Source organism: Mycobacterium sp. UM_Kg1, from assembly GCF_000972925.1.
Classification (GTDB): Bacteria; Actinomycetota; Actinomycetes; order Mycobacteriales; family Mycobacteriaceae; genus Mycobacterium; species Mycobacterium hiberniae.
Window position 1 is genome coordinate 1 of record NZ_JRMK01000141.1, and the last position, 8,779, is coordinate 8,779.

At 68.4% G+C, this 8,779-nt stretch carries 9 protein-coding genes; 3 read left to right on the forward strand and 6 right to left on the reverse strand.

All coding sequences use genetic code 11. The features are described 5' to 3' along the window. Both LI92_RS17415 and LI92_RS17420 read left to right on the forward strand, forming a co-directional pair. A partial coding sequence (locus LI92_RS17415; protein WP_046321076.1) for an MMPL family transporter occupies positions 1-1,292 on the forward strand: 1,292 nt, incomplete at its 5' end. After that, positions 1,289-1,783 carry a helix-turn-helix domain-containing protein gene (locus tag LI92_RS17420; RefSeq protein ID WP_046321078.1) on the forward strand — a complete coding sequence of 165 codons (495 nt, stop codon included), beginning with the start codon at positions 1,289-1,291 and terminating at the stop codon, positions 1,781-1,783. The genes LI92_RS17415 and LI92_RS17420, both read left to right, overlap by 4 nt. A gap of 18 nt (positions 1,784-1,801) precedes the next feature. Here LI92_RS17420 and LI92_RS17425 read toward each other — a convergent pair whose 3' ends face one another. Both LI92_RS17425 and LI92_RS17430 read right to left on the reverse strand, forming a co-directional pair. Then, positions 1,802-2,515 carry a hypothetical protein gene (locus LI92_RS17425; protein WP_046321080.1) on the reverse strand — a complete coding sequence of 238 codons (714 nt, stop codon included), beginning with the start codon at positions 2,513-2,515 and terminating at the stop codon, positions 1,802-1,804. Further along, positions 2,512-3,225 (reverse strand): hypothetical protein, encoded by a 714-nt coding sequence (locus LI92_RS17430; protein WP_052740839.1) that lies wholly within the window; start codon positions 3,223-3,225, stop codon positions 2,512-2,514. The genes LI92_RS17425 and LI92_RS17430 overlap by 4 nt, the downstream gene beginning before the upstream one ends. A 93-nt stretch (positions 3,226-3,318) precedes the next feature. On the opposite strand from LI92_RS17430, the gene LI92_RS17435 reads away from it, so the two are divergent. After that, positions 3,319-5,262 carry a M13 family metallopeptidase gene (locus LI92_RS17435; protein WP_046321092.1) on the forward strand — a complete coding sequence of 648 codons (1,944 nt, stop codon included), beginning with the start codon at positions 3,319-3,321 and terminating at the stop codon, positions 5,260-5,262. A gap of 37 nt (positions 5,263-5,299) precedes the next feature. On the opposite strand, the gene LI92_RS17440 is transcribed toward LI92_RS17435, so the two are convergent. The 4 genes from LI92_RS17440 to LI92_RS17455 form a co-directional block, all read right to left on the reverse strand. Beyond that, positions 5,300-6,451 (reverse strand): L,D-transpeptidase, encoded by a 1,152-nt coding sequence (locus LI92_RS17440; protein WP_046321094.1) that lies wholly within the window; start codon positions 6,449-6,451, stop codon positions 5,300-5,302. Positions 6,452-6,610: 159 nt separating this feature from the next. Continuing rightward, positions 6,611-7,822 carry an MFS transporter gene (locus LI92_RS17445; protein ID WP_046321086.1) on the reverse strand — a complete coding sequence of 404 codons (1,212 nt, stop codon included), beginning with the start codon at positions 7,820-7,822 and terminating at the stop codon, positions 6,611-6,613. Between the two features lie 79 nt (positions 7,823-7,901). Further along, entirely contained in the window at positions 7,902-8,195 is a 294-nt protein-coding gene (gene ricR / locus LI92_RS17450; protein ID WP_046321088.1) for a copper-sensing transcriptional repressor RicR, read from the reverse strand. Beyond that, complete coding sequence (locus LI92_RS17455) at positions 8,192-8,653, reverse strand: DUF305 domain-containing protein (RefSeq protein ID WP_286135166.1); 462 nt, start codon at positions 8,651-8,653, stop codon at positions 8,192-8,194. Before LI92_RS17455 ends, ricR begins: the two co-directional genes overlap by 4 nt. Between the last annotated feature and the right edge of the window lie 126 nt (positions 8,654-8,779).

Here is an 8,779-nt window from a genome sequence, read left to right on the forward strand (position 1 = left end):
ATGTGTATAAGAGACAGGCCTACGGCAGCCTGGTGATGGTGTTCCAGTGGGGCTGGCTGGAACGGTTGGGGTTCGCTGCGACCGGCTCCATCGACACGTTCATCCCGCCGCTGGTACTGGCCATGACGTTCGGCTTGTCGATGGACTACGAGATCTTCCTGCTGACCCGCATCCGCGAACGTTTCCTGCAGACCGGCAACACCCACGACGCGGTCGCGTACGGGGTGAGTACCAGCGCGCGCACCATCACCAGCGCCGCCTTGATCATGATCGCGGTGTTCATCGGTTTCGCGTTTGCCGGAATGCCGCTGGTCGCCGAGCTGGGGGTGGCGTGCGCGGTGGCGATCGCGGTCGACGCCACCGTGGTGCGGCTGGTGCTGGTTCCCGCTTTGATGGCGATGTTCGCCGAGTGGAACTGGTGGCTGCCACGCTGGCTGGCACGTCTCTTACCGTCGGTCGACTTCGAAAAGCCGCTGCCCACAGTCGATCTGGGCGATGTCGTGGTGATCCCCGATGACATCTCCGCGCTGATCACCCCAAGCGCCGACCTGCGTGTGGTGGTCAAGTCGGCGGCCCGGCTCAAAGGTCTGGCGCCGGACGCCGTCTGCGTCAGCGACCCGTTGGCGCTGCGTGGCTGCGGCATGGCCGAGGTGGCGACCAGCAGGATTGAAACGCTTCCGCGGGCAACCGAGCCGGCACCGGCCGGCGGCACCATGGTCAGCCATGCCCTGGCCCGGCTGGCCGGTGGATGGCAGTCTCGGGCCGATCGGGCGCAGCCGCGCGCGCTGCGGCCGGTACACCCGGTCACCGTCTGGCGACGCCGGCTCGCGATCGCGCTCGACGCGCTCGAAACCGAGTCGTGGGCGGCCAACGAGATCGGCTTGGAAGGACAACCGCTGGCCCGGCGCCTGCCGATGGAGACCGCCGCCGTCCAACTGCCCACCGGCGACCGACTGCAGATCCCGACCGGCGCCGAGACCCTGCGCCTGGCCGGTTACCTGGCCCTGGTCCGCAACCACCGCCGGGACTACGCCGAGCTTGCCGACCTCGCCGATGCATTCGGCCTGAAAACCGTCGCTGGGGAACTCTGCGGAATCGACAGGTATTACTCTGGTCAACCGACCGAAGGACAATGGATGGCCACGCAGCTTGTCCGTCGGCTCGCCGATCCGGAGCTCACCACGGGCAGCGACCACGCTGGCGAGGAGGCGCCGGAAGCGGGTACGGACTGGGAGCATGTCGCAGGGCGCTGCCTGGCCGTTGCGGTGGCGATGCTGGAGGAGGCGAGGTGACGTTGGCCGCGGACCGACGCCGTGGGTCGCTGCCCCGGCAGCCGGCCGGCGACTCCGACCGGCAGGTCGAGTTCTGGCCCACGTCGGCTATCCGCGCTGCGCTGCAGAACGGCGACATCGCCACCTGGCAGCGCATCGTGGTGGCACTCAAACGCGACCCCTACGGCCGCACCGCACGCCAGGTCGAAGAAGTGCTGGCCGGCACCGAGTCCTTCGGCATCGCCAAGGCACTGTCGGAAGTCCTGGCCCGCACCCGCACGCACCTGGAGGCCAACGAACGCGCAGAGGTCGCCCGCCACATGCGGGTACTGATCGAACGCTCGGGCCTGAGCCGGCAGGAGTTCGCCTCGCGGGTCGGGATTCCAGCCGACAGCCTCGACGAATACCTCAGCGGCTCGGTCAGCCCGCCGGCCTCCCTGATGATCCGGATGCGCCGGCTGTCCGATCGTTTCGTCAAACTCAACACCCGCGAAGCGCCCGACGCCGTCTGACGCCGGCCACCGGTGAGATCACCGGGCGTGGATCGGTGACATCTCCAGGACCAACCACTGGCCGCCGCGCTTGGTCAGGGTGACCCGTACCGGGACCACCGACTGCTTGACCTGCTGGCTCGCCACCGTCTGGACGCTGCGCATCACAACCGCGACCCGCGCGGCCGAAGGCCCCAGTGCCTCGACGCCGGCACTGAGCGTCTGCGCATCGACGGCGATGTTGCGGTTTGCCATCTCCGTGGCAGTCCGGCCGATGCTCTCCCGGAACGCGCTGACCCGGTCCGGGACCATGTAGGTGGCGGCTTTGTCGATCGATGCGTCCGGGTTGGCCGGCGCGACCGTCGCCGCGGCCTCGGCCATGGCGACGGCGGTCTTGACCGCCTCACCGGCATCGGCTTCCAGGTCGCGGTCGGGCACCGTCCAGCGCAGATACCCCAGCACGGCCGCCGCGATCAGCGCCGCCGCAGCCAACCCGACGACTCCGAATCGCAGCCCGGGCCGCTCATTGTCGGTGCCGACCGTCACCGCGTCGCGGCGCAGCAGCAGGAAGTTCACCACCATGCCCTCGACGATGAGCAGCACCAGAACCGAGCACAGCGAGACGTACCAGACCGGCCAGTCGAGCGAGAGCCCCACCAGCAACAGGCCGCCGATCGCGCCGAGGGGCGCCGCGATATCGACGGCGACAACCCGCCACAGCGTGCGCGATTTGAGGACTTCCAGCTTGCTCATCGAATCGACCTCAATCGGGAGATCATCAGGTTGCCCGCGACGTCGGTGACGTCGAGGTGCAGGGCCCAGTGCACGGTCTGGGGCCGGCCGCCGACGTTCTCGGCGATCGAGGTAGCTATCACCATCACCGGGTCGGTGCGGCCCGGGTTGGACGGTTTGTCGTTGCCCACGCCGGCCGGCTCGTCGAGATCGTGATGCTCCTCTTCGATGGCGACCGCTTCGATACGGCCGCTGCTGCGCGACTGAATCCGCTGCACCACGTCACGGTAGGGCGCCAATGCCGCGTCGAACTCGCTGTTGAGTTCGCCGACGGTCTTGTCGCGCAATCGGGCCATGCCCTTCTCGACGTTCTCGGCGTTCAAGTTGATCAGCACGCTGGTCCAGCTCGCGGCCGTCTGCAGCACCTGGCTGCGGTAACCGCGTTCCTTGACGTCGGCGCGGTGCGCCGACCAGGTGAGGAGGCTGAATACCAACGCGGCCACCGCGAGAAGGCCGACGCCGACCGACGCCCACCCGTAACCGGACAGGACGTTGCGCGAGTCCGCGGCGGCGGGCTTGCTGTGGACACTCTTCTTGGGCGTCTTCTCCGGAGCCTTGTCGCGGGACTCCGCTACGGCGTCCTGGCTCGTGTCGCTGTCAGCTGTGCCGGCGCCGGGTTCGATTCCGCCGTCCACCTCGGTGGAGGCGTCAGGTTGTTCCTCGTCAGGCATGGCGGTGACGCTACAGGAGAGCTATATCGTTCGCCGTGGAAGGATGGACAGGGGACCTCAGCAGCCACCAGATCCGGCCTCGATCTCGCCTACATCGACAGCGCCGTCCGACCGCAGGACGATCTGTTCGGCCATGTCAACGGTGAGTGGCTCGAGGGCTATCAGATGCCTCCGGACCGGGCCACCGACGGCGCCTTTCGCGCCCTGTTCGACCGGGCCGAGATTCAGGTCCGGGAGTTGCTGACCGAGGCCAGTGCAGCCGCCTCAGGGGCCGATCCCGACCAGCGCCGCATCGGCGATCTCTACGCGAGCTTCCTCGACGAGCAGACCGTGCGCGAGCGCGGAGTGGCGCCACTGCGCCAGGAACTGTCCGCCATCGACGAGGCCGGTGACCGCCAGGCGCTGGCACGGGCGCTCGGGGGGTATCAGCGCAGCGGGGTCGGGGGCGGCGTCGGGTTGTATGTGGACACCGACTCCAAAGACTCGACCCGCTACCTACTGCACCTGACCCAGTCGGGGCTGGGACTGCCCGATGAGTCCTACTACCGCGACGAGCAGTACGCCGAGATCCTGACCGCCTACCCCGAGCACATCGCGGCGATGTTCGCCCTGGTCTACGGCGGGCAGGCGCACGATCACGCGGGGGCGGCGGCGCGCATCGTGGCGCTCGAGACGCGGCTCGCGAAGGCGCACTGGGACGTGGTCAAGCGCCGCGACGCCGAGCTGACCTACAACCTGCGCACCTTCGCCGGGCTGCCCGCCGAGGCGCCCGGTTTCGACTGGGCGGGCTGGCGGGAGGCACTGGGCGCCGCCACCGGGGCAGCCGACGAATTGGTGGTTCGGCAACCGGACTTCCTGACGGCTTTTGCCGCCCTGTGGGACAGCGCAGAGCTGGCCGATTGGCAGGACTGGGCTCGGTGGCGGGTCATTCACGCTCGGGCCGGACTGCTCGGCGACGAGTTGGTCGCCGAAGACTTCGAGTTCTACGGACGCCGGCTCTCGGGCACCGAACAGATCCGCGACCGCTGGAAGCGCGGCGTGTCGGTGGTCGAGTCCCTGATGGGCGACGCGGTCGGAAAGCTTTACGTGGAAAGGCATTTCCCGCCGGCAGCCAAGGCGCGCATCGACGAGCTGGTCCGCAATCTGCGCGAGGCCTACCGGGTGAGCATCACCAGCCTGGACTGGATGACGCCGACGACCCGAGAGCGGGCACTGACCAAGCTGGACAAGTTCACCGCCAAGATCGGCTACCCGGCGAGGTGGCGGGACTACTCCGCCCTGGTCACCGACCGCGCCGATCTGTACGGCAACTACCTGCGCGGCTACGCGGTCAACTATGACCGCGAACTGGCCAAGTTAGGCCAGCCGGTGGACCGCGACGAATGGTTCATGACACCGCAGACCGTCAACGCCTACTACAACCCGGGGATGAACGAGATCGTCTTCCCCGCCGCGATTCTGCAGCCGCCGTTCTTCGACGCCGACGCCGACGACGCGGCCAACTACGGTGGTATCGGCGCCGTGATCGGCCATGAGATCGGCCACGGTTTCGACGACCAGGGCGCGAAGTACGACGGCGACGGCAACCTGATCGACTGGTGGACCGATGCCGACCGCGCCGAATTCGGTTCCCGCACCAGCGCGTTGATCGCCCAGTACGACGCCTACGTGCCACGCCAGTTAGACGGAGACCGACACGTCAACGGCGCGTTCACCGTCGGGGAGAACATCGGCGATCTCGGCGGGCTCTCCATTGCCCTGCTGGCCTACCAGTTGTCGCTGGGCGGGGCCGAGGCCCCGGTGATCGACGGCTTGACCGGCACCCAGCGGGTGTTCTTCGGCTGGGCGCAGGTGTGGCGCACCAAGTCTCGGGATGCCGAGGCCATCCGGCGCCTGGCGGTGGATCCGCATTCACCGCCGGAGTTCCGCTGCAACGGAGTGGTCCGCAACATGGACGCGTTCTACCACGCCTTCGACGTCACACCCGAGGACGCGCTCTACCTGGAACCGGCCTCGCGAGTCCGCATCTGGAACTGACCGCCGCCGGGGCCTGTGGACACAGACCCCGGCTGCTCTAGAGCTGCCAGTCCTGGGAGCCGTCGTTCTTGGTGTAGCTGCCCACCGAATTCTTCACCACGACGGGATCGCCGCTACCGAAGTTGTCGTAGAACCACTTTGCATTGGCCGGGCTGAGGTTGATGCAGCCATGGCTGACGTTGCGCTTGCCCTGATCGGCCACCGACCAAGGCGCGCTGTGCACGAAGCCGCCGCTGTTGTCGATCCGGACCGCGTCCTGCACGGTGAGCTTGTATCCCCAACTGGAGTTCACCGGAACCCCGTAGGTGGAGGAGTCCATCACCACGGTCGGGAACTTCTCGAGCACGTAGTAGGTGCCGTTGGGAGTCTCGTGCCCACCGGCGCTCATCCCCATCGACATGGGGAAGACCTTCTCCACCTTGCCGTCGCGGGTGATCGTCATCTGGTGCGTCTTGTCATCGGCGGTGGCCACCAGGGAATCACCGACGCGGAAGCTCGACTTGGTGCCGCCCGCGTCGATGTTGACCACGGTGTGGGCCGGCCAGAAGTTGAGCGGCCGCCACCGCACCTGGCTGGGCGTCATCCAGTAGAACTTGCCCGACACCGGCGGGGTCGACGAAATGTGGATCGCCTGCTCCGCCGCAGCCTTGTCGGCGACGGGCCGCTGGAAGTCGATGATGATCGGCTTGGCCACGCCCACCATCGAGCCGTTGACCGGGTTGAAGGTGGGCGGCTGGAACGGCGACGTCCCGGTGAACGGCTCGGGGTTCTGCCCGACAACCGGCCCCGCGGCGGTCGCCGTCCCGGCACCGTGCTGCACGGGCTCGCCCGGCACCGCCGGCACCGTCGGCGATTCCGGGCCGGGTGGGATGCCCTCGGGCGCGCCGGGCGGCCCCGCCTCCGCGGGTGGCGGGAACGCCGCCGGGTCCCCCGGCGGCGGGGGCGGCGGCAGCTCCGGCGGAAACGGCTGGAACGGCGGAAAAGGCTGGAACGGCTCGAAGGGCGGCGGAGGAAAATCGGCCGGGGGCGGCGGCGCACCCGGGTCAGGCGCACCGGCGTCGGCCGGCGCGGGGTCACCGGGCTGCTGCGGCGGGTCGGCCAGCGCCGATCCGCAACCGAGCGTGAGACCCGCGGCCAATCCAGCGGTGCTGAGCCACGCACCGACCCGCGCGAGTTTCCATCCCGACATCGACACACCTCCGGTCGCCATAGTGATCCCAGTGTCGCACAGGGCGGTTGCCAGCTAACTCCGACAACCGGCTTCAGCGGCCGCCACTCACCCCGGCCACCTTTCTGACCAGCGATTTGTCTCGTGGGCGGGGTGGCGAACGTTACCGCGCGGTTATCGTCAGGGAACGACAAACAGGCGCTTGCTGGCCGCGATACCCACCGCGGCGATGCCGACCAGCGCTGCCGAAGCGGTCAGCATCGCCGAGGTTCCGGCCCGTTCGAACAGCAGGCCGCCGGCCAGCGAGCCCCCCGTGATCCCGACCTGAAACGCCGTCACATACAGCCCCGAAGCGCCGTCGGGATCGTCGGGCGCGGTGCGCATGGCCGCCGACTGCAGCATCGGCGACACGGCCATCGCCATCGCTCCCCACAACACGATGGCCGCCGACCCCAGCAGCGTCGTTCCGGTGGTGTGATGCCCGCCGATCGACAGGGCCGCCAAGACGACGAAGGCGGCCGACATGGCGGCCATGCAGGTGCCGGTGACCAGCTTGGGCCTGTGGTCTACCGGCCGGGCCAACAACGGCATCGCGATCAGACCGGCCGCGCCGAACGCGGCAAGCAGCCAGGCCAGGCGAGCCCCCGGGACGCCGACCACATCGCCGATGATCACCGCGATGAACGTGTAGGAGATGAAGTGCCCGGTGACCGCGATCAGCATCAGCACGCTCACCGCCACCAGTCGCCCGTTGCGGTGATGGTGGTTGCCCACCAGTGCGAGTTGATCGGTGCTGAGCACCAGTGCCGGCAGCGCGATCCGGGCCGCCACGGTGATGACTGCCGCCGCCGCGGTGATCACCACGACGGCCAGCCGCCATCCCCAGAGCAGGCTCATCGCCGAGGTCAGCGGGATACCGACCACCAGAGCCAGACTGGTGCCGACGTAGATCGCCGTCGTCGCGCGCCCGGAATGACTGGCCGGCACCAGTCGGGTGGCGATGGGCGCCAGCACCGACCACATCAGACCGTGCGTGACCGCGCAGAGCGCTCGCCCCCCGGCCAGCACGGCGAAGTTCGGCGCCATCGCCGAAATCACCTGGGAGGCGGTCAGGCAGACCAGGGTGAGCAGCAGCACCCGCCGGCGCGGCCAGTGCGCGGTCCAGCGCACCAAGGGCAACGTTGTCGCCGCCGCCACCACCGCGTACCAGGCCAGCAGGGTCCCGACCAGTGCCTCGCTGACGTTGAGGCCGACCGAGATCGCGGGCAGCGCGCCCACCGGCAGGATCTCTGCGGTGGCGTAGATGAAGGCGGCAGCGGCCAGGATCGCCAACTGTGCCGTGGTCTGCGGCGTCCACGGCCTCGATCGGGTACTTCCGGTTTCGACAGTCATGTGTTGAGGGCAGCGCCGAGTGGTACGTGGCGCCTAGCGCTCCCGGTTACTGCCGGGTCACATGGTAACGGCGTGCGGGTCAGGAACGAACCAACCGAGCAATGGCCGCCGACGCCTCGGTGAGTTTGGAGTCCGCCTCCACACCACCGGAGGCGACGGCGCCGCTGACGCAGTGCACGAGATGCTCGTCGAGCAGGTTCAGCGCCACCGCCCGCAGCGCGCTATTGACGGCACTGATCTGGGTGAGGACGTCGATGCAGTACTTGTCTTCGTCGATCATCTTGGCGATGCCGCGCACCTGCCCCTCGATGCGGCGCAGCCGCTTGGCGTAGTTGTCCTTGTGCGGGGAGTACCCCGGCGCCTCGGCGGTCATGCGGCTCCCAACAGTTGGTTCATCTGAACGATCTCGGCTTGCTGAAACGGCATGAGAGATTGCGCGATGCTGATGGCCTCGGGACTTTCACCCTGTTCGATTTCGTTCTGCGCCAGCGCAATCGCCCCGCGGTGATGGGTAATCATGGTCTGCAGCCAGAAGGTGTCGAACGCCGCTCCCCGCAAGCCGCGCAGTTTTTCCGCGGTGGCCGGATCCACCATTCCGGGAATGGCGGCCGGGTCGTCGCCGGAACGCCCGCCGGGAACCTCCCACTGAAGCAATTGCGCCTGGCAGCCCTGCAGTTCGGTGCGCCGTTGCGCCGCACTCTGGTCGGCGAACGCCACCAGCGCGGGATTGGCGCTCTGGCCGGGTACCAGGGCGGTCAGGTCCAGGGCCTGCTGGTGGTGGATCACCATGTCTTCCAGAAACGCCACATCGACTGCGCTGGCGGTGTTCATTCCCGCCGAACTGGGCGACGCCTGCGGCGCCGGCGGGGGCGCGTGGTGACACCCCCCGGCGACCATGCTGACGACACCGGCGGCGGCGACGGCCAGAACCCATCTCATGCGCCCACTTTAACCCAT